24 protein-coding genes and 1 riboswitch are annotated in these 23,660 nt (G+C 62.5%); of the genes, 12 read left to right on the top strand and 12 right to left on the bottom strand.

All coding sequences use genetic code 11. The features are described 5' to 3' along the window. Window positions 1-180: 180 nt before the first annotated feature. Window positions 181-687: a DUF1993 domain-containing protein gene (locus tag U0004_RS20655; protein ID WP_070255365.1), complete on the top strand. Its 507-nt coding sequence runs from the start codon at window positions 181-183 to the stop codon at window positions 685-687. Between the two features lie 158 nt (window positions 688-845). On the opposite strand, the gene U0004_RS20660 is transcribed toward U0004_RS20655, so the two are convergent. Beyond that, a complete protein-coding gene (locus U0004_RS20660) occupies window positions 846-1,040 on the bottom strand; it encodes a DUF1289 domain-containing protein (RefSeq protein WP_070255368.1) in 195 nt (64 codons plus the stop codon). Next, complete coding sequence (locus tag U0004_RS20665) at window positions 1,040-1,612, bottom strand: DUF1415 domain-containing protein (protein ID WP_034779269.1); 573 nt, start codon at window positions 1,610-1,612, stop codon at window positions 1,040-1,042. Before U0004_RS20665 ends, U0004_RS20660 begins: the two co-directional genes overlap by 1 nt. Window positions 1,613-1,950: 338 nt before the next feature. Between U0004_RS20665 and U0004_RS20670 the strand changes: the two genes are divergently transcribed. The 5 genes from U0004_RS20670 to U0004_RS20690 all read left to right on the top strand — a co-directional run bounded on the left by U0004_RS20670 (window position 1,951) and on the right by U0004_RS20690 (window position 6,922). Continuing rightward, complete coding sequence (locus tag U0004_RS20670; RefSeq protein WP_070255371.1) at window positions 1,951-3,363, top strand: transglycosylase SLT domain-containing protein; 1,413 nt, start codon at window positions 1,951-1,953, stop codon at window positions 3,361-3,363. Window positions 3,364-3,466: 103 nt separating this feature from the next. Further along, window positions 3,467-4,255: an enoyl-ACP reductase FabI gene (gene fabI / locus U0004_RS20675; RefSeq protein WP_034779273.1), complete on the top strand. Its 789-nt coding sequence runs from the start codon at window positions 3,467-3,469 to the stop codon at window positions 4,253-4,255. 72 nt (window positions 4,256-4,327) lie between these two features. Then, complete coding sequence (locus U0004_RS20680; protein ID WP_070255374.1) at window positions 4,328-4,606, top strand: hypothetical protein; 279 nt, start codon at window positions 4,328-4,330, stop codon at window positions 4,604-4,606. Window positions 4,607-4,611: 5 nt separating this feature from the next. Beyond that, window positions 4,612-5,133, top strand: a complete 522-nt coding sequence (locus U0004_RS20685; RefSeq protein WP_070255377.1) for a helix-turn-helix transcriptional regulator — start codon at window positions 4,612-4,614, stop codon at window positions 5,131-5,133. 382 nt (window positions 5,134-5,515) lie between these two features. Then, window positions 5,516-6,922 (top strand): DEAD/DEAH box helicase, encoded by a 1,407-nt coding sequence (locus U0004_RS20690; RefSeq protein ID WP_035820280.1) that lies wholly within the window; start codon window positions 5,516-5,518, stop codon window positions 6,920-6,922. A gap of 85 nt (window positions 6,923-7,007) precedes the next feature. On the opposite strand, the gene U0004_RS20695 is transcribed toward U0004_RS20690, so the two are convergent. From U0004_RS20695 to U0004_RS20710, 4 genes are all read right to left on the bottom strand, one after another. Then, on the bottom strand, window positions 7,008-7,466 hold the full coding sequence (locus U0004_RS20695; RefSeq protein ID WP_070255772.1) for an acyl-CoA thioesterase: 459 nt from the start codon (window positions 7,464-7,466) through the stop codon (window positions 7,008-7,010). Window positions 7,467-7,550: 84 nt separating this feature from the next. Beyond that, entirely contained in the window at window positions 7,551-7,919 is a 369-nt protein-coding gene (locus U0004_RS20700) for a hypothetical protein (protein ID WP_034779283.1), read from the bottom strand. A 129-nt stretch (window positions 7,920-8,048) separates the two neighbouring features. Continuing rightward, window positions 8,049-8,186 carry a hypothetical protein gene (locus tag U0004_RS20705; RefSeq protein ID WP_162483240.1) on the bottom strand — a complete coding sequence of 46 codons (138 nt, stop codon included), beginning with the start codon at window positions 8,184-8,186 and terminating at the stop codon, window positions 8,049-8,051. Between the two features lie 234 nt (window positions 8,187-8,420). Beyond that, entirely contained in the window at window positions 8,421-8,594 is a 174-nt protein-coding gene (locus U0004_RS20710; protein WP_162835752.1) for a hypothetical protein, read from the bottom strand. 134 nt (window positions 8,595-8,728) lie between these two features. Here U0004_RS20710 and U0004_RS20715 point away from each other — a divergent pair, with 134 nt between their 5' ends. The 3 genes from U0004_RS20715 to U0004_RS20725 all read left to right on the top strand — a co-directional run bounded on the left by U0004_RS20715 (window position 8,729) and on the right by U0004_RS20725 (window position 12,234). After that, window positions 8,729-9,961: a glycosyltransferase gene (locus U0004_RS20715; protein WP_070255380.1), complete on the top strand. Its 1,233-nt coding sequence runs from the start codon at window positions 8,729-8,731 to the stop codon at window positions 9,959-9,961. A gap of 187 nt (window positions 9,962-10,148) precedes the next feature. Further along, a complete protein-coding gene (locus tag U0004_RS20720; protein ID WP_070255383.1) occupies window positions 10,149-11,129 on the top strand; it encodes an EDSAP-1 family PEP-CTERM protein in 981 nt (326 codons plus the stop codon). A 109-nt stretch (window positions 11,130-11,238) separates the two neighbouring features. Beyond that, the gene (locus tag U0004_RS20725) at window positions 11,239-12,234 is read left to right on the top strand and encodes an EDSAP-1 family PEP-CTERM protein (RefSeq protein WP_081345574.1); all 996 of its coding nucleotides are present in this window, start codon (window positions 11,239-11,241) and stop codon (window positions 12,232-12,234) included. A gap of 26 nt (window positions 12,235-12,260) precedes the next feature. On the opposite strand, the gene U0004_RS20730 is transcribed toward U0004_RS20725, so the two are convergent. The 5 genes from U0004_RS20730 to U0004_RS20750 form a co-directional block, all read right to left on the bottom strand. Further along, window positions 12,261-13,361 carry a nitroreductase family protein gene (locus U0004_RS20730; RefSeq protein ID WP_070255389.1) on the bottom strand — a complete coding sequence of 367 codons (1,101 nt, stop codon included), beginning with the start codon at window positions 13,359-13,361 and terminating at the stop codon, window positions 12,261-12,263. After that, a complete protein-coding gene (locus U0004_RS20735) occupies window positions 13,362-14,231 on the bottom strand; it encodes a ThiF family adenylyltransferase (protein WP_034779294.1) in 870 nt (289 codons plus the stop codon). Between the two features lie 86 nt (window positions 14,232-14,317). Further along, entirely contained in the window at window positions 14,318-15,901 is a 1,584-nt protein-coding gene (locus tag U0004_RS20740) for a methyl-accepting chemotaxis protein (protein WP_070255392.1), read from the bottom strand. Window positions 15,902-16,045: 144 nt separating this feature from the next. Continuing rightward, window positions 16,046-16,243, bottom strand: coding sequence for a hypothetical protein (locus tag U0004_RS20745; RefSeq protein ID WP_010399555.1), 198 nt, complete (start codon window positions 16,241-16,243; stop codon window positions 16,046-16,048). 93 nt (window positions 16,244-16,336) lie between these two features. Beyond that, window positions 16,337-19,171: a M16 family metallopeptidase gene (locus U0004_RS20750; RefSeq protein WP_070255395.1), complete on the bottom strand. Its 2,835-nt coding sequence runs from the start codon at window positions 19,169-19,171 to the stop codon at window positions 16,337-16,339. Window positions 19,172-19,356: 185 nt separating this feature from the next. Beyond that, window positions 19,357-19,626: riboswitch (FMN riboswitch) on the top strand. A 95-nt stretch (window positions 19,627-19,721) separates the two neighbouring features. On the opposite strand from U0004_RS20750, the gene ribB reads away from it, so the two are divergent. Then, window positions 19,722-20,369, top strand: a complete 648-nt coding sequence (ribB, locus tag U0004_RS20755; protein WP_070255398.1) for a 3,4-dihydroxy-2-butanone-4-phosphate synthase — start codon at window positions 19,722-19,724, stop codon at window positions 20,367-20,369. Window position 20,370: 1 nt separating this feature from the next. Here ribB and U0004_RS20760 read toward each other — a convergent pair whose 3' ends face one another. Then, window positions 20,371-21,747, bottom strand: a complete 1,377-nt coding sequence (locus tag U0004_RS20760; RefSeq protein WP_081345589.1) for an MFS transporter — start codon at window positions 21,745-21,747, stop codon at window positions 20,371-20,373. Between the two features lie 134 nt (window positions 21,748-21,881). Between U0004_RS20760 and U0004_RS20765 the strand changes: the two genes are divergently transcribed. Continuing rightward, window positions 21,882-22,748 (top strand): LysR family transcriptional regulator, encoded by an 867-nt coding sequence (locus U0004_RS20765; protein ID WP_070255401.1) that lies wholly within the window; start codon window positions 21,882-21,884, stop codon window positions 22,746-22,748. Window positions 22,749-22,817: 69 nt separating this feature from the next. Then, window positions 22,818-23,636: an MlaE family ABC transporter permease gene (locus tag U0004_RS20770; RefSeq protein WP_092605990.1), complete on the top strand. Its 819-nt coding sequence runs from the start codon at window positions 22,818-22,820 to the stop codon at window positions 23,634-23,636. Window positions 23,637-23,660 lie beyond the last annotated feature (24 nt).

Here is a 23,660-nt window from a genome sequence, read left to right on the forward strand (position 1 = left end):
TATCAGGAGCAATTATGCATGGAAAAAGCGGGGAAAGTCACCAATAAACACACGCCAACGGCTACCTCATGTCATATAAACAGGGTTGAAAAACCACACGCCGCCCGGCGCGTCCGGCCGGCGCCAGCAGAAAAGCGCGCAGCTTGCTATCATCGCGCCACTTTACCTAGAGGAACCACCATGACCTTCTCCATCTACTCCGCTTCGATCCCCGTCTTCAAACAGATCCTGGGCAGCCTGGCCACCATCCTGGACAAGGCGGAAACGCACGCGCAAGACAAGAAAATCGACCCGAACGCCCTGCTGCAATTCCGCCTGTTCCCGGACATGCTGCCGTTCGTGCGCCAGATCCAGATCGCCACCGACTTCGCCAAGGGCTGCGGCGCGCGCCTGGCCGGCGTGGCCGTGCCACCGTATGAAGACAGCGAACAGAGCTTTGCGGAACTGAAAGCGCGCATCGTGAAAACCATCGCTTTCCTGGAAAGCCTGCCGCAAGCGGACATCGACGGCAGCGAAACGCGCGCCATCACCACCGGCAGCGGCGAAAAGACCAAGCACTTCACGGGCCAGACCTATCTGTTCCACTATGCGCTGCCGCACTTCTTCTTCCACGCGACGACGGCGTACGACATCCTGCGCCATAACGGCATTGAAGTGGGCAAGAAAGACTTCATCGGCAGCTTCTGAGACGCATAAGCAAATCTACTGCGCGGCGCGCTTTGCGGCCTGCGATGCTCGCCGTACTTGAGTACGGCTGCGCTTCTTAGCCACAAATCATCGCCGCTCGCTACGATTTGCTTAAGCGTCGACGCAATGGAGTAATGCAATACTCTATTGCGTCGCTATCAAGTATTCCGGCGCGGATACCCTTGCGAAAGAATCCGCACCCACACCACTTCCTTCTCCTCGTCCGTCATCGACACCCAGTGGGCCACTTCCACTACGCTGCGGCCGCAGCCGCGGCAGATTTCATCGAAGGTTGTCGAGCACACGGCCACGCAAGGCGTGTCTGGACGCGGCGGCAATTCCTTGTCCGCCATCAGGACACCTTCGGCAAGCCGAGCTTTTCCCAGCCTTCGGTGCCCAACGCTTCCAGCGTGGCAATATTCTTGTCAAAGATCTCCGACGCTTCCGGGAACGCCTCGACGGCGCGCTCGATGCTGTCTTCGCGCAGCAGGTGCAGGGTCGGGTACGGCGAGCGGTTGGTGTAGTTGCTGATGTCGTCCTCGAACGTTTCGGCAAACTGGTAATTGGGATGGAAACTGGCCACTTGCAGTTCGCCGGCCAGGTGCATGTCTTCCACGGCCGCGTCGGCCACGTCGAGAAACTCGTTGTAGTCGAGGAAATCGTTCAAGGTGTACGGATGGATCAGCAGGGTCGTGTCGATCTGCTCGGGATCCGTGTCGGCCAGGGTTTGCAGCTCGTCCATCAGCATCGCCAGCAGATCTTCCGGGTTGCCCGATTCGCACACCACATAACGGATCTGCTTCTTGACGTGCACGGCCTTGGCGAACGGGCACAGGTTCAGGCCGATCACGGCCTTTTCCAGCCAGGCAACGGTATTGGCGATGATGACGGCGTTGTCGTCGTCGTGGCGCGGCGGGGTGTTCATATACTTGACTCTCTATTAATAAGACGGCCGGCGGCTGAATGGCCGGCCAAAGCCAAATTGTACGCACTTTTGCGCAGCCTCATACCGGGCGCCATCCAGGCTTGCGCCAGCCTCCTCGCCATGTATGCTATAACAGCGGCCGAATCACGCATCGGGCAAATTAAATTTGCAATAATGACAGCATTTGCGAATGGAAACTCAGCCGTTACCCACTTATTGCCGCTTATTTCCTGTCATCATGCTGACATAATTCTTGACTCCGGCATGTGGATATACGTACACTCGCTGCTTGATCATGGGTCTGTCCGATGTTTCTCCGACGACAACAATGGAACACTATGCACGAAAACTCCTTTAAATCTACCGTCCTGGCGGCGTTGGCCCTGGCGCTTGCGCCCGCCCTCAGCCAGGCGTACGAAGCCGGTGTTGAGAGCGATAACGCGCCAATCGCCGCCGCCGCACCCGCCCTGATCCCGATGACCGCCCAGGTCACGGCGAAACTCCCCACCCTCGACAACCGCCTGCAAAAGACCGACCGTCTGCTGAAAAACCTCAGCGACAATTCCGATCCGCTGCGCGAAGCCGACGTCTGGGGCCGCATCCGCAGCGGCTATGCGATTCCCGACATCAACAACCAGCTGGTGGCGAACCATGTCAACTGGTACGCCACCCGCCCCGACTACATCGCCCGCACCACGGCGCGCGCATCGCGCTACATCTTCCACGTGGTGCAGGAATTGGAAAAGCGCGGCATGCCGACGGAACTGGCCTTGCTGCCGTTCATCGAGTCCGCCTTCAACCCGCAAGCATTCTCCAGCGCCAATGCGGCCGGCATGTGGCAATTCGTGCCCGCCACCGGGCGTGATTTCAACCTCAAGCAAAACATGTTCAAGGACGAGCGCCGCGGCGTGCTTGCCTCGACCGATGCGGCCCTGACCTACCTGCAGCGCCTGTATGACATGTTTGGCGACTGGCAACTGGCCCTGGCCGCCTACAACTGGGGCGAAGGCTCCGTGCAGCGGGCCATCAAGAAAAACCAGGCGCTGGGCAAGCCGACCGACTTCGAAAGCCTGGCCGACCTGATGCCGGCCGAAACGCGCAACTACGTGCCGAAACTGCAAGCGGTGAAAAACATCATCGCCAATCCGGCCCAGTTCGGCCTGACCCTGCCCGTGGTCGACAACCAGCCGTATTTCACGGCCATCGACAAGACCAGCGACATCGACATCACCGTTGCCGCCCAGCTGGCCGAGCTGTCAATGGATGAATTCAAGGCCTTGAATCCGCAATTTAACCGCCCCGTCATCATCGGCGGTGAAAAGACCAAGATTCTGTTGCCGCAGGAAAACGCCGCCAAGTTCACCACCAACCTGGCGCAATGGGGCCATGCCTTGTCCAGCTGGACGACGCACAAGATCACCAATGCGCGCGAACGCATCGAAACCCTGGCGTCGAAATTCGGCACCACGGCCGACGTGCTGCGCCAGGCCAACAATATTCCCCAGCGCACCAGCCTGCGTGCCGGCTCCACCATCCTCGTGCCGAAAACTTCGGCCACGATGAACAAGGACATCACCCAGGAAATCGCCGACAGCGCCACCATGCTGCTGGAAGCGGACCGTCCGGAACGGGCCGCCAAGGCACTGCGCCGCGCCGCCAAGGGTGGCAAGGTGCAAGCCGCGCCAATTTCCCTGGTGAAACCGCGCATCCAGCGCGGCGGTGGCAACAGTCGCGCCAAGGCCCGTCACTGATCGCCTGAGCTGTATTGACCTACCTCACCGGCCGCCACAGCTTTGCTGTCGCGGCCGGTTGTACATCCGCCCACCCCGCCCACCTACCCAGACAGGAGTCGTCATGGCTTTCTTGCAAGGCAAAAAAATCCTCATCACGGGCTTGCTGTCGAACCGTTCCATCGCCTATGGCATCGCCAAGGCTTGCCACCGCGAAGGCGCCACCCTCGCCTTCACGTATGTGGGCGAACGCTTCAAGGAGCGCATCACGGAATTTGCGGCGGAATTCGGCAGCGAACTGGTATTCGACTGCGACGTTTCCAGCGATGAACAGATCAGCGCCGTCTTCAGCGACCTGGCGCGCCACTGGGAACACCTCGATGGCCTGGTGCACGCCATCGGTTTTGCGCCGCGCGAAGCGATCGCCGGCGACTTCCTCGATGGCCTGTCGCGCGACAGCTTCCGTATCGCGCACGACATTTCCGCCTACAGCTTTCCCGCCATGGCCAAGGCCGCCCTGCCCCTGCTGCACCCGGGCGCTTCGGTGCTGACCCTGACCTACCTGGGCGCCATGCGCGCCGTGCCCTACTACAACACCATGGGCCTGGCCAAGGCGTCGCTGGAAGCATCCGTGCGCTACCTGGCCGAATCGCTGGGTCCGCGCGGCATCCGCGCCAATGGCATCTCGGCCGGCCCCATCAAGACCCTGGCCGCGTCCGGCATCAAGGATTTCAGCAAACTGCTGGGCTTTGTGGCCGAGCACGCCCCGCTGCGCCGCAACGTCACCATCGAAGAGGTCGGCAATACGGCCGCCTTCCTGCTCTCAGACCTGGCCTCCGGCATCACGGGCGAGATTACCTACGTCGATGGCGGTTTTTCGCAAGTGATGGCCGTCAATCCCGAAGTAGAGTGAGGCGGTGATGGTCGATGTTTTGCGGTTGTCACTTGACAACCGACCAGTATCGACCTACATTGGAGGCATCGCATGGCGCGCTCCCCGCACCCGAAGAAGGACATCGAAGCGGCATTGCGCCACGCGGAAAGCCAGGGCTGGCGCGTGGAAACGGGTGGCAGCCATGCCTGGGGCAAGATCTACTGCCCGTACAATGATGCCGGCTGCCGCTGCGGCGAATTCTGCATCGCCTGCATCTGGAGCACGCCGAAAAATCCCGGCAACCATGCGCGGGCGATACGGCGGGTGGTCGACAATTGCACTTTCAATAAGCTGATGCACGACTGCATGCAACGCAAATCCAAGGGGTAGCCATCATGGATTACATCTTTACTCTCAAATACCGCCTGCCCGATAACGAAACCGACCTCGATGCGCTGGCCGATCGCCTGGGCGGCGGCGGTTGCGACGATGCCCTGGCCGGCATCGGGCAAGCGGGACGCCTGGCGCTGGAATTCACGCGCGAGGCCAGCAATGCCAGCGAAGCACTGCTGAGCGCCATGGCCGATGTGAAAGCCATCGTGCCCGGGGCCGTGCTGGTCGAGGCCGCCCCCGACTTCGTGGGACTGACGGACGTGGCGCAAGTGCTGGGCTTGTCTCGCCAAAACCTGCACAAGCTGATGAACAAACACCGCCACAACTTCCCCGCGCCCGTACATGAGGGCAGCGCCACCATCTGGCACCTGGCCGACGTGCTGGCTTGGCTGCAGGCCAAGGGAACTTACCAGCTGGAACGCAGCCTGGTCGACGTGGCGCAAGCGGCCCGGCAAATCAACCTGGCCAGGGAAACGCGACAGGCGCCGCCGCTGCCCGCCGACCTCGTGGCCATGCTCCATTAAACGGAAGAAAACTACGTATTCTTACTGATTTCACATAGGAAACATGATCAAAACGTGGTAGGACTGTCGTTTCTTCCCATTTAAGCCGTGCAAAACGGCTGCAAATACGGTATAGTGTCGTTGTGCGCTGCAATATGTTTCCTTGAAGCGATGGCAACACCGCAGTTACATGCACTACAAACTTAGCAGCTTCGCAAGCCTTAGCGCATCCACAGGATGCCGCTTATAAAGCCCTCCCGCCTTGTGTGTCGCACCTGACACCGTCCCGGCGCAAAGCTTTTGTGCCGAAATTTCTTTCTAGTTGAGTCATTTCGTTTTGGTTGGCGTTGCTATTTTGCGTTCTGCTTTTTGCAAGAACGCTGATTTTCACGAAAGAAAAAGAATGACATTTGAATCCTTAGGCCTGCATCCGTCCATCATCGCCGCTCTGACCGAATCGGGCTACACCGCGCCAACCGCGGTACAGTCGCAAGCGATTCCAGCCGCGATCGAAGGCCGTGACCTGCTGGTCTCGTCGCAGACCGGTTCGGGCAAGACGGCAGCTTTCATGCTGCCATCGCTGCACAAACTGGCCAGCGCCGAACAAAGCGCCGCCGGCAAGACGCCGAACCAGGAAATGCAAGCATCGCGCGCCCGCGGCGAGCGTCCACGTTTCAAGGCCGCCCAGCCAAAAATGCTGGTGCTGACGCCAACGCGCGAACTGGCCCTGCAAGTGACCACCAATACCGACAAGTACAGCACCGGCATCCGCCGCATCAAGGCTGTGTCGATCCTGGGCGGCATGCCTTACCCTAAACAGATGCAATTGCTGGCCAAGAATCCTGAGATCCTGGTCGCTACCCCTGGCCGTCTGATCGACCACATGGACTCGGGCAAGATCGACTTCTCGCAACTGGAAATCCTGGTGCTGGACGAAGCCGACCGCATGCTGGACATGGGTTTCATCGACGACATCGAAAAGATCGTGGAAGCGACGCCGGAAGGCCGTCAAACCATGCTGTTCTCGGCAACGCTGGACGGCGTCGTCGGCAACATGGCTCGCCGCATCACGAAGAACCCGCTGGTCATCCAGGTGGCAAGCTCGAGCAACAAGCATGAAAACATCACCCAGCGCGTTCACTTCGTCGACGACCTGTCGCACAAGAATCGCCTGCTGGACCACCTGCTGCGCGACGAATCGCTGGACCAGGCTGTTGTGTTTACCGCCACCAAGCGTGACGCCGACACCATCGCCGACCGTCTGAACATCGCCGGCTTCTCGGCTGCCGCCTTGCACGGCGACATGCATCAGGGCGCGCGCAACCGCACCCTGGACGGCATGCGCCGCGGCCAGGTCAAGGTGCTGGTTGCCACCGACGTTGCCGCCCGCGGTATCGACGTGCCAACGATCACCCACGTGTTCAACTACGATCTGCCGAAGTTCCCGGAAGACTACGTCCACCGCATCGGCCGTACCGGCCGCGCTGGCCGCAATGGCCTGGCCATCTCGCTGGTGAACCACGCTGAAGGCATGAACGTCAAGCGTATCGAACGCTTCACCAAGCAATTGATCCCGGTCAATGTCATCGAAGGTTTCGAGCCTAAGAAAACGGCATCGGCACCACGTTCGAGCGCCCGTCCAGGCGGCTGGAAACCAGGCGACAACCGTGGCGGCGCGAAGCCAGGTCAACGCACGTTCAGCAAGCCAGGCGCACCACGCAAAGACGGCGCACCGAGCACCGGCGGCGGCTACAAGGGTTCCAACCCGCGCAGCACCGACGGCGCACGCCGCAGCTACGGCGACCGTTAATCACGGTCTCCCATTGCCTCTAGGCATGCAATGAAAAACGGCCACCAGATCGCTCTGGTGGCCGTTTTTTTATGTCCGCAACGACTTATTTCTTCGACACTTTCTGGCGCGACAGCTTGCGCAGCTTGGCCTGCTCGAAGCGCGCGTGCTGTTCCGGCGTTTCCAGCGCCAGCGGCGGCACGGCCACCGGTTTGCGGTTGGCATCCACGGCCACCATCGTGAAATAGCAGCTGTTGGCGTGGCGCACCAGGCGCTGCTGGATGTTTTCCGTCACCACGCGGATACCCACTTCCATCGACGTCGTGCCCGTGTAGTTGATCGACGCGAGGAACGTCACCAGTTCGCCCACGTGGATAGGCTGCAGGAACATCACCTGGTCCACCGACAGGGTCACCACATAGCTGCCCGAATAGCGGCTGGCGCAGGCATAGGCGACGCTGTCGAGGTATTTCAGGATGGTGCCGCCGTGCACATTGCCGGAAAAATTGGCCATATCGGGCGTCATCAAGACCGTCATCGTCAGTTCGTGGGCCGACCAGTTCATCGCGCTGTCCAAAGTATTCTCCAAAGGGGGAAATTAAAAGTGAGGGGAGATGTGAAAACCGGCCACGAGGGCCGGTTGTGAGCCTTACAGGCCCAGGGTGTCGATATCGGCCAGCGACTCGCGGCCCTTGTCGGAAATGTCGTAGCCTTCGCCTTCGGCGCGCGCCACGATGTGGGCTTTCTTGCCCAGGAAGTAAGCCACATCCGACTCCAGCTTGGTCAGGGGATCGGTGGCGACGGCGCGCAGCCCCATGATGCAGCGGCGCAGGAACAGCAGTTGCTGTGCTTTCTCGGTGATGGACAGACGGCCATCGCGTGCATAGCTGAGCAGCTTCAGGCCGGACAGGCGCTTGGCATTGCGGGCAACGCAAGCGCTGGGGCGCTCGGTCTTGATGCCGCGTGCAACTTGCTCCAGCGCGTCATATTCATCGGTTGTTAATTTCTCGTTCTTCATTACTTTTCCATAAAAGGCCAGGTGTTCGGCCCCCATGGTACGCGCCCCGCTGCGCATCGGCAACAGGCAACGTGAATCAGTCACCGCCCGCGCGGCGGACGGCTGACTGGAAGACGGGCAGGACAGCCCTTATTTATAGTTGCGCAGCAGCAGCCAGGCCAGGCCGCAACCCGCCACGGCGCCCGCCAGGGCCAGCGCCACGAGGTTTTTGCTGGTCATCACAGGCCGCCGGCCCAGGTAGATTTTGTTATGCAAGGAATTGCCCATGATGGTCTCCTGTACAAGAATTTTTATGATGTCTCATTATAAGAACAGAATCGTGACGGCCGCATGACACTCGACAGTTAGAGTTTGATTTGTATCCACTCGGCAACATTTATTGACGTTTTTGTTGTTTAAATGGCGTGGCGCCAGCGGCCACCGCGCAGTCCATTTCCGATCGGAAATAAACGCGGCGCACATCTCCCTGTCACCGCCATGCCGGCGGCGCACCGCGCCCCGTCACTGCATTTTCACAGGCGGTGGCGGCGGCGTCGGTTCCTCGACGGGCACGGGCTCGATGTGGGGAGGCGTTTCCGGCGGCGGTGTGACGGGATCGCCTTCCGGCGGTGGCGGCATATCGGGTTCGGGCGTGCTGTGCGCACGCAACAGGGCAGGACGGAATTGGGTTTGCATGTGACCTCCTTTGCCCCACTCTAGCCGATACGGCCAAATCCTGGCGCCCGCCAGTGGCACGCGACGGGGGAACTAAACGGCGTGGCGCCACTCCAACCTGGCAGGCATCCCCTCCTGCGAGTACAGCGGTTCCCATGGCGCGCAAAAAAATCCTCTTTATGGCCGAGGCAGTGACCCTGGCCCACGTCGGCCGCCCTCTGAGCCTGACCCAGAGCCTGGACGAGGAAGAGTACGAAGTGCATTTCGCCTGCGCCGATGGCTATGACTTTTGCTTCAAGCAAGCGCCCTTTCGCCGCTGGCGCATCGACAGTATTTCATCGCTGCAATTCCTGCAGGCGCTGGCCCACGGCAAGCCTGTCTACACTGAAAGTACCCTGCACGCGTACGTGGAAGACGACTTGCGCCTGCTCAATGCGGTCCAGCCCGATCTCGTGATCGGCGACTTCCGCCTGTCGCTGTCGGTCAGCGCGCGCCTGCAGCGCATTCCCTACATTACGCTCAGCAATGCCTATTGGAGTCCGTACGTGCGCCAGCACTACACGGTACCCAGCCTGCCCCTGACAGGCCTGCTGCCCATCTGGCTGGCCGCCCCCCTGTTCCGCCTGATCCGCCCGCTGGCCTTCGCCTCGCATGCCGTGCCCCTGAACCGCGTGCGCCGCCGCCATGGCTTGCCCTCGCTGGGCAGCGACCTGCGGCGCATCTATACGGATGCCGACCGCACCTTGTATGCGGATATTCCGCAACTGTTCCCGCCGCAGGCCATGCCGCCCACGCACGACTACCTGGGCGCCATCATCTGGGCGCCGCCGCTCGACTTGCCGGACTGGTGGCAGCGTCCGGAACTGAGCAACGGACGGCCCATCATCTATGTCACCCTGGGCAGTTCCGGCCAGGGGCAATTGCTGCCGCGCGTGCTGCGCGCGCTGGCGCCCCTGCCTGTCACCGTATTGGCAGCCACGGCCGGCACCATCCGCGTCGACGCCGTGCCGCCAAACGCCTATGTCGCGCCCTTTCTGCCGGGCGACGCGGCCGCGCGGCGCGCCAGCCTGGTGATCTGCAACGGCGGCAGCCCCACCAGCCAGCAGGCGCTGACGGCGGGCGTGCCCGTCATCGGTATCGCCGGCAACCTCGATCAATTCCTCAACATGCACGGCATCACGGAGGCCGGGGCCGGCCTGCTGCTGCGCGCCGACCGCTTCCAGGAAACCGCCCTACGCCATGCCGCCACGCGCATGCTCGACGATGGCCGGGCCAAGCTGGCGGCGCGCCAGCTGGCCACGGCCATGCGCGACTATGTGCCAGGGCAACGCTTGCTACCCCATGTGCACTCCCTGCTGGGCTCGTTGCCGCAAGGCAGCCAGCCTTGACGGGCAGCGTCGGTTTTTCTTACAGCGAGTCCGGCAAAGCCTGCACCGCATCAACAAAAACACGCCAAGTCATTGATTTCAAAAGGGCCTCATGCGTTGGCATGGAAGTCGCTAGGTACTGGCCATGAGCACCTGCCGACAGGACTCAGCAAGACTTCCAGACTCACTCAACCACGAGGTGAATACAATGAAACTCTCGAAACTGAAACTGCTCCCGGCCGCAGCGGCACTGGCCATGCTGTGCGCCGCAGGTAGCGCACAGGCGGGCGCCTACGGCTATTCCTACAACAACATCTTCGGCCTCGTGATCGGCGTACCAACGGGCCAGATCACGGTGGCCAACAGCACCACCATCTCGCGCAGCACGGCCACCCTGAATGGGGTAAGCGTCATCAATGGCGGCGCCGGCTCGCTCGATGCCCTGCGCGCCAACGTCGGCGCCGTCACCAAAGGCGAGAACGACTTCACGCAGCAAGGCCCCACCAACACCTATTCGCGCGGCGATGCGCAGATCGTCAGCACGCAGTTCCCTTCGTTCCCGCCCGGCTCCACCTCCACCCAGGTGGTGAACGTGGCCGAAGCCCACCTGGACGGCCCCGCCGGCACGGCCGATGCGTCCGGGCGCAATGGCTCGACCACGGGCTTCTCCGTCGATTTCATCGTCGGTTCGCCCACGGCAACGCTGAGCTTTGACTTCCTGGCCTCGCCCTTCATGCAGGTCTTCCTGCAAAGCACGGTCGGGCAGCTGTCCACCGCCACGGCCAACCTGGTCGTCACCTTCACCATCACGGATGCGACCGGCGCAACGGTGTTCAACTGGACGCCCGATGGCGCGATCGGGTCTGGCATCTTCGGCGGCACGGAAAACGCCGATGGCGCCAACCTGAACACCAGCCTGGCGACCAATTTCCTCACACGTGGCAACCTGTTCACCTACGACCCATCCGGCTGCGGCACGCCCACGGGCACCGGTGTCGGCACCGCGTGCGGCAGCAACTTCAGCTCCGTCAGCAATGCTTTGACAGCCGGCAACTACACCTTGACCCTGAATGCGGTGGAAAGCGTGGATCTGGTGAAACAGGCCGCGCCTGAGCCCGGCACCCTGGCTCTGCTGGGCCTGGGTCTGGCTGGCCTGGGCTATGCCCGTCGCCGCAAGGTTGCCGCCTGAACCAGGCAACAGGGGGATTCACAGGCGAGGAGGCTCTCCTCGCCTTTTTTATGTGGCAAGCCTGTCGGTTTTCCTTACAACGCGGCCGATCAGGAGATGAGGATTTTTCATGACGACATTTTCTTGCACCCGACTGCCAACGGTCTTGTTAGCCTTTCTGCTGCTGGCCAGCAGCGGCACCGCCAGCGCCGCCGCCTACGGCTATTCGTACACCAGTGTCTTTGGCCTGGTCATCAGCAATCCCTCCGGCTCCGTCTCCCTGCTCAGCAACATCGACCTGTCGCGCACCACCGCCACGCTCAACGGCAGCAGCATCATCAACGGCGGCAGCAATGAGATCGACGCGCCGCAAGCGACACGCGGCGCCGTCAGCAAGGGAGAGAATGATTTCACACGGCAAGGCATGGGCAATGCCTCGTATGCGCGCGGCGAGGCGCAAATCGTCACCTCGCAAATCCCCCCCTTTCCACCGGGCTCGACCAGCACACACACCGTAAACGCGGCAGAAACCTTCCTGGCGGGCGGCGGCAGCGCCGACGCCTCGGGACGCAATGGTTCCAGCACCGCGATGACCGTCAATTTTGTCGTCGGCCAACCGGGCGCAACCATGGCCTTCGACTTCCAGGCCCTGCCCTTCATGCAGCTGTACCTGGACGCCTTGGCCGGCACAGGCTCGGCGGCCACCACGAATATGGCGATGACGTTTAGCATCATCGATGAACATGGCCAGATCGTCTTCAGCTGGGCGCCCGACGGCAACCTCGGTTCCGGCATCCTGGGCGGCACCGAACTGGCCGATGCCGCCAACCTCAATACCGGCTACGCGCAAACGCCGCTCACCAGCGGCAGCATGTTCACCTACGACCCCAGCGGCTGCGGCGCACCCACAGGCACCGGCATCGGCACGACGTGCGGCGGGCAATACAGCGCCGTCACGGATCACCTGGTGGCGGGCAACTACACGCTGGTGTTGAACATGCTGAACAGTTCCGAACTGGTCTACGTGCCAGTCGTCACGCCAGTGGCGCTGCCGGGAACCTTGCCGCTATTGGCGGCTGGCCTGGCAGCGCTGGCCAGCCTGGCGCCACGGCGCCGACAAGGCTGAGGCGCGCGCCTGGCGTCACGCGCGCCTCACTGCCCCGCCATTGGCGCCACCAGCAAGTCTTGCAGCGGACGGCGCAGCGAGCGCGCACTGGCCGCCGGCCCGGCGCCTATGCGCCCGAGAAAGACGGCCCGCTCAACCGCCGTGGCGCCCAGCACGGCCTGGCATTGCGCGGCCAGCTCCTGCGCCAGCTCCTGCATGCCATCGGTGCGCGAAAAAGTGCGCCGTTCGCGCACATAGCGGGCAAAGATCAGCGGCGTCAGTTCCGGCTGCAATTGCAGGCCCAGCTGCGTGGCCGTCAGCCAGAAGCGCTGCATGGCGCGGCCGGCCGCCACGTAATCGTCGATGTGGCGCGGCGGCGCATCGGCCAGCAGCATGAAATGCGCGGCGCAATACAGGCCCGGCAGCAAGTCCATCTGCAGGCGCGGCGCGACGGTGCCAGCCAGCCAGGTATTGAAAAAATCCACGCGGCGCCAGCTGTGCATGACCCAGCGCATCAGGCGCGCCGTCATCGGGTCGACGCCGAGCGCCTGCTCCGGGATGCGGTCGCTGCTGAAGCGCGCGCCCCATTCGATGACGTCGCGGTGCACCTTGTGCGCCTCGGGCATGGTCAGGCGCAGCTTCGCATTGTCGAACATCAGGCGCGCGCAGGCCAGGCGCGCACGCCCGCCTTCGAACCACTGCACGCCGTACCCGGGCGGCAAGCTGGCCGCCAGCGCCGCCTTTTCGCTGGCGCGCAAGCTGCGCATGCTGAGCCGGCGCCGCTGCACACTGCGCTGCGGCAAGAAGGCCGCCAGCGGGTCGGGCTGCATGCCGGGACTGTCGACCAGGCGCACATCGAAGGTGGGTAGCGTGTCGGGCATGGACAGACGCCGGCGCGCTTCCATGCGCAAGCCATGGCTGCTGGCCGCCAGTGCCATGCTTTCGAGCAAGGCACCGAGCGATAGCTGGCTGGGATGGCCGTCGAGGTCATACACGCAATGGCTGCGCGTATCGAAGCCATGCACGACCACGTGCCGCGGGTCCACGACTTCAAAGCGCCACGGCTGCGTGTTGTCGCCGCTGGGCGCCCAGCGCGCCTGGTCGAGGATGTTTTCCAGTACGGGATCGATCAGCAGTGCTTGCGCCATTTATGCCCCCTGCGCCGCGCGGCGCCGCTTGATGATGGCCATCGTCAGGCGCTGCAGCGGATGACGGTTGCCGCCCGGACGCCAGGTATGCACGAGCTTGTTGCGGTAGGCGTCGAAATGCATGCCGTGCGGCGCCGCCATTACCTTGCCACGCTTTAACAATATCTTCAAGGCTTCCGTGGCGGCCGCGCCCGCGCACAGCTGGCAGCCCATGATGGTCGACGGCCCGCGCCGCTCCTTCAGGTTGATGGCGGACGGGTCGACCAGATAGGGGCCGTGCAAGCCGGCCGGCGCCAATCCGACCAGGAAGCGCAAGGCTTTCTCTTCTTCTGGCAAGTCGCCCCAGCCAAAATACTCTTCGAACGTCATGCCACCCGGCATGAAGCTGAGCACGGCCGTGCCCATGCCCAGCGGCGCTGCCGTGATGGCGGGGATGCCCAGGCGGGCGCACGTGGCGAAGGTAGCCTGGCGCGCGGGAAAGGCGAAGAAATCCAGGCCGTCCACATACAGGTCGACACCGGCAAAGAACTCGGCCAGGTTGCTGTCGTGTATACCGTCTGGAAATTGTTTAATCTCAAGTTCGGGATTGATGTCACGCGCCATCTGCGCCAGCACGGCCACCTTGGGCTGCCCCAGGGTGGAGACCATGGCGCCGGCCTGGCGGTTGAAGTTGGCGATATCGAAGGTGTCGAAATCGGCGATATGAAAAGCGCCGATACCGAGCCGCGCCAGGGTCAGCAAATGCACGCCACCGACGCCACCCATGCCGGCAATGGCCACGCGCTTGCCGCGCAAGCTATCCTGCTCCGCCTGCGTGACCCAGCCCAGGTTGCGGGCGAACGCCGCGTGATAGGAAAAACCGTCTGTCATGCTCACCTCTTCTGTGCGTCCAGTGCGGACGAAAAAGTTTGGACAGGTGAGCCGGGGTGAAGTTCCCCAGTGACAGAAAAAAGCGCTTAGCGCGTCAGGCGCCGCGCCGCAGGCACCCTGCGCTGTAGTGCTGCCGCTGTCGGCGCCACTGCACCCACCTTGAACACGCTGACGATCTGCGCCAGCCCCGCCGCCTGCTCGTTCATGGCTTGCGCCGCCGCCGACGCCTGCTCGACGAGGGCCGAGTTTTGCTGCGTCATGTTGTCCATCTCGACGATGGCCTGGTTGATCTGCTCGATACCAGCGCTTTGCTCGGCGCTGGCAGAGGAAATCTCGGCCACGATATCGGTCACATGCTGCACGCTGGAGACGACTTTTTCCATCGTCTCGCCCGCCAGCGCCACCAGTTTTTCACCGGCGCCCACTTGCTCGGCGGAACTGTCGATCAATTGCTTGATCTCCTTGGCGGCCGCAGCCGAACGCTGCGCCAGGTTGCGCACCTCGCTGGCGACGACGGCGAAGCCACGGCCCTGCTCGCCCGCGCGCGCCGCTTCCACGGCCGCGTTCAAGGCCAGGATATTCGTCTGGAAGGCGATGCCGTCGATGACGGCGATGATGTCGCCGATCTTCTTCGACGAGGCATTGATGGCGCCCATGGTGTCGACCACCTGGCTCACGACGCCGCCCGCCTGCGTCGCCACTTGCGAGGCAGAAATAGCCAACTGGTTCGCCTGGCGCGCATTGTCCGCATTCTGACGCACGGTCGAGGTCATTTCTTCCATGGTCGAGGCCGTCTCTTCCAATGAGCCCGCCTGCTGCTCCGTACGCGCCGACAGGTCGTGGTTGCCGGAAGCGATCTCGCCCGATGCCGTGGAAATGGATTCCGCATCGTTGCGCACCTGGCTCACCAGATGGGCCAGGTTGTCGCGCATAGCCTTGATCGCCATCAGCAAACTGGACGTATCGCCGGGGCGCGTATCGATCTGCGTTGTCAGGTCGCCCTGGGCGATTTGCGCCACGATGGCCGCTGCATAGTCGGGTTCGCCACCGAGCTGGCCCAGGATGCGGCGCAGCATCAAGGCCGCCAGGGCGCCCACCACCAGCATCAGCGCGCCGCCGATGGCCAGCAACACGCCCGCCTGGGCCCAGAATTTGTGGTTGATGTCATCGATGTACGTGCCTGTGCCGATCAGCCAATCCCACGGCGCAAATTTCACCACGGCATACATCTTCGCCACCGGGTCCTTCACGCCCGGACGCGTGCCGTCCGCCTGCACCAGGCCGATGCGGCTGGTGGCCAGGGCCGCGCGGTAGCGGTCGCCCGACTGCTTCATGTTCTTTTGCGGCGTGCCGATGCGCGACGCATTCGGGTGCACGTACAGCAAGTCCGTGCTGAAATCGCGCACGAAATAATACATCTCGTCCTTGACGAAGCTGCCGATGGCCAGCTTGGCCTGCTGCTGCGCCTGCTCACGCGTGAGCTTGCCCGACTGTTCCAGCGCATACGCCTTTTCCACCGAGGCATTGGCCAATTCCACCAGCACCGTCAGCTGCTCCACCCTTTCCGCCATCATGGTCTGGCGCAAGGAATACAGGGAAAACGAAGCGATGAGGACGATGCCCAGCAAGGTGCTGAAACACAGGAGGAGAATGCGCGAACGGAGTGTCATGGGTGCCTGGGTAAAGAATAAAATGTGGAATTATAAACAATTTCCATATGGAAATCTTTTCAGAAAAGCAAAGCGGGCGGCGCTACCAGGCTGATGCCCGGCAGGCACCGCCCGCATATGTCTTGCTGAAGTCTGACTGAAAGGTCAGGCCAAGGCTTCCTTGGCTGCCTCTTCCGGCGTCAAGCCGTCGTAGAACTGGTCGGTAAACCACTCGACCTGTTCTTCGATGTGGTCCTGCGCCTGCGCCACGGTGGCGCCGCCCGCCACGAGGAAGCCTTCGACCTCGATACACCAGTTGATCAACTCCAGGGTCTCCGGATCGAGTTCTTCTTTCTTAGCCATCGTATTTCCTTGCTTGTTAAATTGCGATCACATCAATAAGCAGCAGTTTAACAGCTTCGCCACACTGCCGCCCCAGCAGTTCAACAATGAAGCTTACTTGGCTGCAACGTTTTTACGTTCCGGATACAGCACTACCTGCACATAATTGTGCATGTCCAGGTAGCGCTGCGCCGCCAGTTTCACAGCTTGCGGCGTGATGGCGCGCACGCGCTGCTCGTAGCGCAGGATGTGCGCGGGGTCGCGCCCCTGCGTTACCGAACCCATCAATTGGTTCATCCAGTAGTTGTTTTCCCGCAAGGATTTCTGCTGGCGCGTGATCCAGTTCAGCTTGACCTTTTCCAGGTCCGCCGCGGATGGCCCGTCCGTCTTCATCTTGTTGATTTCGGCAAACGCCGCGGCGATCACCTTGTCCACGTTCTCCGGTCCGGTGGGCAAGTTCAAGGCCACCGAGTAATGGCCGTACGGATGCTGGCCCATCGAGGTTTCAAAGCCGCCGCCATAGATCATGCTCATCTTTTCGCGCAGCACTTCGATGACTTTCAGGTTCAGCACCTCGCCCAGCGCCTGCAGGGTCAGCTTTTGCTCATCCGAATACGCCACGTCGCCATTGAAGGTGATGGAAATCGTGCTTTTGGGCTCGCTGCCCATGTAGATATCCTTCTTGACGATCCCGGTCACCGGGCGCATGCCCACGTCGCGGTAGGCGTGCGGCACGTCGGCCACGGGCAAGGTGCCCAGGTAGCTGGCGATCAGGGGCTTGATCTTGTCGAGCTCGAAGCTGCCCGTAAAGATGAAGGTCATGCCGCGCGCGCTGGAAAAACGCTGGCGGAAGATTTCCAGCGAACGGTCCAGGCCCACCTTGTCGAAGTCGGCCACGCGCGGCACGCCATCGACGCGCGGGTTGTCGCCAAACATGGCGTGCTGGATGGCATCGTAAAACACGGCCTCCGGCTGCGCCATGCTGTTTTTCGCCAGGTCCTGCTGCTTGCCGATGAAGGACTGGTACAGGCCAGCATCCTTGCGCACGTCGTTGAAATACAGGTACACCAGTTGCAGCATGGCTTCCACGTCGGCGCTGCTGGCCGAGCCGCCAAAGCCTTCGCTCAGTTCGCCCAGCGAAGCGCCCACGTTGACCGTTTTGCCGGCCAGCACTTTCTGCAAGTCCAGCGGCGCCAGGTCTTTCAGGCCCATGCTGCCGACCACGGCGCTCGCGTAGCGGGCGTTGTAGATGTCGGCATCGCCAAACAGCGACTGGCCGCCGAAACGCGTCGAGCCCATCAGCACCTGGTCATTCTTGAAGTCCGTGGGTTTGAGCAGCACGCGCACGCCATTGCCCAGGGTCAGTTCCGTCACGCCGATGGCGCTATTCAACTTTTCCGAGGCGATGCTGCCGCCGGCCGGCGGGCCGTCCATCAGCTTGCTGGCCAGGACTTTTTCCGTGCGCGGCTCGATGGTTTGCTGCTCGGCCTTCGCCACCGCGTCGAGCAATTGCTGCTGCGTCGGCACGCTGGCGCCCGCTTTCGGTTCGGCGCCCATGAAGACCACCAGTTTCTTTTGCTGGTCGGGAATCACCTTGGCCACCGTCTCGTTGATTTCCTGCAGAGTTACTTGCGGCAAGAGTTCCTGCGCGTACAGCAATTCATTGGCGATGCCGGGGATGGCTTCCTGCTCCAGGAAGTTACGCGAATACTCGGCCACGAAACCGGCCGAGTCGGACTTGTCGCGCTCGCTGTACGCGCGCTCGTAATTGCGCAGCATGTTCTTGCGCGCGCGGTCCAGCTCGTCCTGGCTGAAACCGAAGCGGCGCGCCCGCTCATCTTCCTGCACCAGCGCATCGACGGCCGGCTGCACGCCGCCCTTGCCCAACAAGGCATACGCGCTGAACGATTCATAGCCGCGCACCAGCTTGCCCATGCTGCTGCCGCCCTGGATGAACGGGGGATTGGCTTGCTGCGTCAATTCCTGCATGCGCGCGCTGAGCATTTGCCCATACAGGTTTTCGATCATCTGGCGGCGGTAGTCGGCAATGGTAACGGGCTCCTGCGCGGCGCGGATCGGGTAGCGGATGAAGACGGTGTCGTCCGGCGCTTCCTTGTCCGTGATCACCAGCGCTTCCGTTTGCGAGCGCTGCGGCACTTCCGCATAAAGGCGCGGACGCGGCTTCACGGGATTTTTCAGTTTGCCGAAATGCTGCTGGATCAGCTTTTCAGCCTGTTTCGGTTCCACATCACCGACCACCATCACGGCCATCAGGTCGGGACGGTACCAATCCTTGTAGAAACGCTTGATGGCTTCCGGCTTGAACGTCTTCAAGACGGATTCCTTGCCGATCGGCATGCGTTCCGCATAGCGCGAACCGTTCAGCAACTTCGGATACAGGATCTTGTTCATGCGGTCGCTGGCGCCCTTGCCCAGGCGCGCCTCTTCCAGCACGATGCCGCGCTCGCTGTTGATGTCGGCCGGATTGAATTTCAAGCCATGCGCCCAGTCTTCCAGCACGAGAAAACCCTTTTCCAGGTTTTCCTTCTTGTTCGTCGGAATCGGCAGCACGTACACGGTTTCATCAAAGCTCGTGTAGGCATTCAGGTCGGCGCCGAACTTCACGCCGATCGATTGCAGATAGGAAATCAGTTCATTGCGCTTGAAATGCGTGGAGCCATTGAAGGCCATGTGTTCCGTGAAATGGGCCAGGCCTTGCTGGTCGTCATCTTCCAGGATGGAACCGGCTTTCACCACCAGGCGCAATTCCACTTTTTGCGCGGGACGGGCATTTTTCTTGATGTAATAGGTCAAGCCGTTCGGCAGTTTTCCGACGGTAACTTCTGGTGCCAGCGGCAGGGGATCGCTCAAACGGATTTCCGCCTGGGCCAAGCAGGCGCACGCCAGCAAGACGGCGCCCGAGATCAGGCGTAATTTACTCAGCTTCATGTATTCTCAACGGTAAGATTCAGTAAGCGTACCTTACACTGAAATCGTCTTTCCGCCATTAAAAACAGCTTAGGAAGAACTGCTTTCCCCAGGCAATTTTGCCGAATGACAAACTCAACAGTGCCCTGCCAGCTTCTTTCAATTGTGCTAAAGTATTGCCGCCGGTCATGTGGACCGGCACAACAATACGTCTTCGGGGCGGGGTGCGATTCCCCACCGGCGGTAAGACCGGCAACGGTCAAGCCCGCGAGCGCTTTCCGACAAGGATTGGCATTAGTAACCGTCGCGAGCAAGCTCAATATCGGCTTGAGTAGCGCAACTGTACGAAGGTACAGTGAGCAACGCAAAGTCGAGAGTGGGCTGCGCAGCAGGTTAATAAGCCAATCCGAGGAAAGGTCAGCAGATCTGGTGTAATTCCAGAGCCGACGGTATAGTCCGGATGAAAGAAGATGTGCAGTAAACGCGATGTCCGATCGACCTGTCGATGCGGCCGGCTGCGTCTATTCGCTTGCCCTGCAGCGTTTTTCGCCTATGCGAGGAGCGTTTCACCATGTTAGTCAACAGCTACACCCTGCTTTCCAACGACCTGGAAGGTCGCATCCAATCCGCCCTGGCCGCCATGCGCGCCGGCATTCCCGTCATCCTGCTTGACGATTTCGACCGTGAAAACGAAGCCGATTTGATCCTGTCGGCCGAAAAATTGACGAACGAAACCATGGCCCTGCTGATCCGCGAATGCAGCGGCATCGTCTGCCTGTGCCTGCCGACGGACGTCGTCAGCGCGCTGGAATTGCCGCCCATGTCGTCCGACAATGGCAGCCGCTACGGCACGCCGTTCACGGTCTCCATCGAGGCGCGCGACGGCGTCACGACGGGCGTGTCGGCCGCCGACCGCGTGACCACCATCCGCGCCGCCATCGCGCCGAACGCCAAGCCATCCGACCTGGTGCGCCCTGGCCACGTGTTTCCCCTGCGCGCCGCGCCCGGTGGCGTGCTCGAGCGCCGTGGCCACACGGAAGGCTCCGTCGACCTGTCGCGCATGGCGGGCCTGAACCCGGCCGCCGTGCTGTGCGAGCTGATGAACCCGGACGGCACCATGATGCGCGGCGACGATATCGAACGCTTCGCCGAATTGCACGGCATGCCGATCCTCACCATCGAGGAACTGGTGGAGTGGCGCAGCACGCGCGAACAGTAAGCTAGCTTAAGGCGGCCACGGCCTTGGGCAAATGTACATGCTTGTACACGAGGCCCGCCGCCAGGCCATACGCGACGGCAATCGTCGCGTAGGCCAGCGGCAAGCGCAGCGACCAGTCCGGCACCATGTGCAGGATGCTGCCGATCAGGGCCACCCCCACCAGCGCGCCAATTTGCCGGTTCGCATTCAGGGCTGCCGCCGCGCTGTTCGCATGCTGCTTGCCGGCCACCCGCATCACGGTGGCCGTCATGGCGGGAATGGCGATGCCGATGGCCACGTTCATGACTGCCGTGCCAAGCGCCAGCAGGAAATATGGCGTGCCCGGATGCAAACCCATTAGCAACAGCGCCATGCAAGCGCCCACCAGCAAGCCGGCCAGCATCGGCAGTCGCGTGCCATGCCGGGCCGCGATACCGCCTGCCATAAAGTTTCCCACCGTATAGGCCGCCATCATGGGCAGCAGGCGCAAGCCCGATTGCAAGGCATCGGCGCCGCCCGACTGCTGCAGGAACAGGCTCAATAAGAACAGCTGGCCGAACACGCAGAAATTGATCAGGAAACCCACGCCATTGGCCGCGCCAAAGCTGCTGCTGTGGAACAGTGCGCGCGGCAACAGCGGATGGCTGCCGCTGCGTTCGCGCCGCAGCAATTGCCCGGTGGACAGCACCGTCAAGGCCCCCGCCGCCAGCACGCCCGACGACAACCAGCCCAGCACGGGACCTTCGATCAGCACGAAACTGAGGCCCGCCAGCGCCGCCACGCCCAGGGCATGGCTGAGCAGCGACAGATCGCGCGGCTGGCGCGCCGGCGCGGCCAGCAGCACTTGCGCCATGACGATGGCCAGCACGCCCAGCGGCACATTCACCCAGAACACGCTGCGCCAGCCGAACTGGTGCACAAGGATGCCGCCGATCAAGGGGCCGGATGCGCCGGCCACGCCCACCAGCGCCGACCAGGCGCCCAGCATGCGCGTGCGCTCGCGCTCGTCGTCAAAGCTGTGCGTGAGCAAGCTCAGGGAACTGGGCATGAACAGGGCCGCGCCCGCCCCCTGCAGCAAGCGCGCGGCGGTGAGGAAATGCCCGTCGGGCGCGGCGCCGCACAGGATCGAGCCGAGGAGGAAGACGCCCAGGCCGCCCTGGTACACGGCTTTCGGGCCGTAGCGGTCGGCCAGCGCGCCGCCGGCCAGCAGCAGCGCGGCAAACGTCAGGGTGTAGCCGTCGACCACCCAGACCAGGCCCGTCAGCGGTATGGCCAGGTCCAGCGCGATATCGGACAGGGCCACGTTGACGGCCGTGACGTCGATCATCGCCATGACGAAGCCGAACGCCAGGGTCAGCAGGATGAAGCCGCTGGCGCGGCGCGGTGTGGGGGCGGACATGGTATTTCCTTGCAGGGACAGCGGGGCAGCCATTATGCGAGCGTTGCATGATGCAGTAAACAGGCATAAAATCAGCACTATGATGCAAAAATGCATCAGCATCACGACAGGAAAACAAGTCATGGACTGGGCTTATGGACTGGGATAACGCGCGCATCTTTCTGGCCATCGGCCGGGCCGGCACCCTGCGCGGCGCGGCGGCCCTGCTGCACATCGACCAAGCCACGTGCGGGCGCCGCCTGGCCGCGCTGGAAAGCTCGCTGGGCGCCACCCTGTTCCTGCGCACGCCGTCCGGTTACGTGCCCACGCCGGCCGGCGAACTGGCGCTCACGGCGGCCGAAGCCATGGAACGGGCGGCCGACAAGCTGCAGCGCGAGATGCAGGGCGTCGACAATCGTTTAAGCGGCCTGGTGCGCGTGGCCACCACCGACACCATGGCCAGCCATTTCGTCATCCGCGCCATGCAGCAGCTGCATGCGGCCCACCCGGACATCCGCATCGTGCTCAACGTGGCGCCCGCGCTGGCCAGCCTGACGCGGCGCGAAGCGGACCTGGCCGTGCGCGGCGTGCGTCCCACCGACCCGGACCTGATCTCGCGCCACCTCGTCAAGCGCAGCCTGGGCCTGTACGCGTCGAAAAGCTACCTGGCGGAACGGGGCGAACCCGTGCGCGGCACGGCGCTGGCCGGCCACGATATCGTCATCTACCACCATTCCGTGACGCCCCGCCACGGGGAAAAACTGGCCGGTGAACCCGTCGCCAACGCCCGGGTCGCCATGGAAGTAAACTCGGCGGCGATGCTGCAGGACGCCACGCGCGCGGGCCTGGGCGTGGCCGAGCTGGCCACGCACCTGGGCGACATCGACCCGCAGCTCGTGCGCATCTGGCCCGAGCGGGCGGAAAGCTACGACGTGTGGCTGGTCATGCATGCCGACCTGAACCGTTCTGCCCGGGTACGGGCGGCGGCCGATGCCATCATTGCCAGCGTGGCCGGCCAATAGCGGGGCTGCCAGGCACGGCCGCACGGCAGGACAATCGCTTGTATCGAACGCATCCAATGTTAAGATGCCATGATGACCCTATCCGTCTCCCTCATCATCAGCCTGCGCCGCCTGCACCGGGCCACCATGGCCTGGCTGGTCAGCTGGTGGCGCATGCTGCATTTCGCCATCCTCGTGTTTTCGCTGGCCCTGTCGCCATCGAGCTATAACCGCGACAACCGCCCCATCCTCGCGCACCGCCTGGTGACGAATACGGCGCCGAACCTCGTGTGGTTCAGCGTCGCCTGCGCGCTGGTCAGCCTGGTGCTGATACGCATCGTCGTCGTCAGCGCGCAAAGCTACGGCCTGTCGCGCTATGCGCTGGAAATGGTGGTGCGCGTGCTGGTGCTGGAACTGATACCGCTGACGGCCGCCCTGTTCGTGGCGCTGCGCCTGACCTTGCCCGACGGCATTGCGTTCGCACAAATGCGCTCGTCCGGCATGCTCGAGAAAATGCAGCGCCAGGGCGTCGACCTGCTGCGCCGCGAATACTTTCCACGCGTCATGTCGGGCATCTTTGCCGTGTGGATGCTGGCCATCGTCAGCTGCGTCACTTCGCTCATCCTCGCCTATGTCACCATCTACGGTTTTACGCCGTGGGCGCTGCAAGGCTACACGCGCGTCGTGGGGCAGATATTCAATCCGGCCGTGGCCCTGATCCTGATGCTCAAGGTCATCTTCTTCAGCTTTGCCGTGGCCCTGATCCCGCTGGCCTCCTCCTATTATCCGGAAGAGCCGCACGGCCGGCGCAACCGCCTGTGGGCCGCGCACGGTCTGTCCGAAATGCTGCGCCTGTTTTCCGTCATCCTGCTGGTCGAAGTGGCTTCGCTGATGGGCAATTACTACTGATGCCCCGCCCGCCACCGCCAGCGA

Source organism: Janthinobacterium lividum (assembly GCF_034424625.1).
Taxonomy (GTDB): domain Bacteria; phylum Pseudomonadota; class Gammaproteobacteria; order Burkholderiales; family Burkholderiaceae_D; genus Janthinobacterium; species Janthinobacterium lividum.

Coding starts and splice junctions, on each gene's coding strand:
- U0004_RS20665 (WP_034779269.1), bottom strand. CDS start 1,612: ATGAACACCCCGCCGCGCCACGACGACGACAACGCCGTCATCATCGCC.
- U0004_RS20670 (WP_070255371.1), top strand. CDS start 1,951: ATGCACGAAAACTCCTTTAAATCTACCGTCCTGGCGGCGTTGGCCCTG.
- U0004_RS20710 (WP_162835752.1), bottom strand. CDS start 8,594: ATGCAAACCCAATTCCGTCCTGCCCTGTTGCGTGCGCACAGCACGCCC.
- U0004_RS20715 (WP_070255380.1), top strand. CDS start 8,729: ATGGCGCGCAAAAAAATCCTCTTTATGGCCGAGGCAGTGACCCTGGCC.
- U0004_RS20720 (WP_070255383.1), top strand. CDS start 10,149: ATGAAACTCTCGAAACTGAAACTGCTCCCGGCCGCAGCGGCACTGGCC.
- fabI (WP_034779273.1), top strand. CDS start 3,467: ATGGCTTTCTTGCAAGGCAAAAAAATCCTCATCACGGGCTTGCTGTCG.
- U0004_RS20725 (WP_081345574.1), top strand. CDS start 11,239: ATGACGACATTTTCTTGCACCCGACTGCCAACGGTCTTGTTAGCCTTT.
- U0004_RS20680 (WP_070255374.1), top strand. CDS start 4,328: ATGGCGCGCTCCCCGCACCCGAAGAAGGACATCGAAGCGGCATTGCGC.
- ribB (WP_070255398.1), top strand. CDS start 19,722: ATGTTAGTCAACAGCTACACCCTGCTTTCCAACGACCTGGAAGGTCGC.
- U0004_RS20760 (WP_081345589.1), bottom strand. CDS start 21,747: ATGTCCGCCCCCACACCGCGCCGCGCCAGCGGCTTCATCCTGCTGACC.
- U0004_RS20660 (WP_070255368.1), bottom strand. CDS start 1,040: ATGGCGGACAAGGAATTGCCGCCGCGTCCAGACACGCCTTGCGTGGCC.
- U0004_RS20700 (WP_034779283.1), bottom strand. CDS start 7,919: ATGAAGAACGAGAAATTAACAACCGATGAATATGACGCGCTGGAGCAA.
- U0004_RS20695 (WP_070255772.1), bottom strand. CDS start 7,466: ATGAACTGGTCGGCCCACGAACTGACGATGACGGTCTTGATGACGCCC.
- U0004_RS20690 (WP_035820280.1), top strand. CDS start 5,516: ATGACATTTGAATCCTTAGGCCTGCATCCGTCCATCATCGCCGCTCTG.
- U0004_RS20735 (WP_034779294.1), bottom strand. CDS start 14,231: ATGACAGACGGTTTTTCCTATCACGCGGCGTTCGCCCGCAACCTGGGC.
- U0004_RS20750 (WP_070255395.1), bottom strand. CDS start 19,171: ATGAAGCTGAGTAAATTACGCCTGATCTCGGGCGCCGTCTTGCTGGCG.
- U0004_RS20685 (WP_070255377.1), top strand. CDS start 4,612: ATGGATTACATCTTTACTCTCAAATACCGCCTGCCCGATAACGAAACC.
- U0004_RS20705 (WP_162483240.1), bottom strand. CDS start 8,186: ATGGGCAATTCCTTGCATAACAAAATCTACCTGGGCCGGCGGCCTGTG.
- U0004_RS20745 (WP_010399555.1), bottom strand. CDS start 16,243: ATGGCTAAGAAAGAAGAACTCGATCCGGAGACCCTGGAGTTGATCAAC.
- U0004_RS20765 (WP_070255401.1), top strand. CDS start 21,882: ATGGACTGGGATAACGCGCGCATCTTTCTGGCCATCGGCCGGGCCGGC.
- U0004_RS20740 (WP_070255392.1), bottom strand. CDS start 15,901: ATGACACTCCGTTCGCGCATTCTCCTCCTGTGTTTCAGCACCTTGCTG.
- U0004_RS20730 (WP_070255389.1), bottom strand. CDS start 13,361: ATGGCGCAAGCACTGCTGATCGATCCCGTACTGGAAAACATCCTCGAC.
- U0004_RS20770 (WP_092605990.1), top strand. CDS start 22,818: ATGATGACCCTATCCGTCTCCCTCATCATCAGCCTGCGCCGCCTGCAC.
- U0004_RS20655 (WP_070255365.1), top strand. CDS start 181: ATGACCTTCTCCATCTACTCCGCTTCGATCCCCGTCTTCAAACAGATC.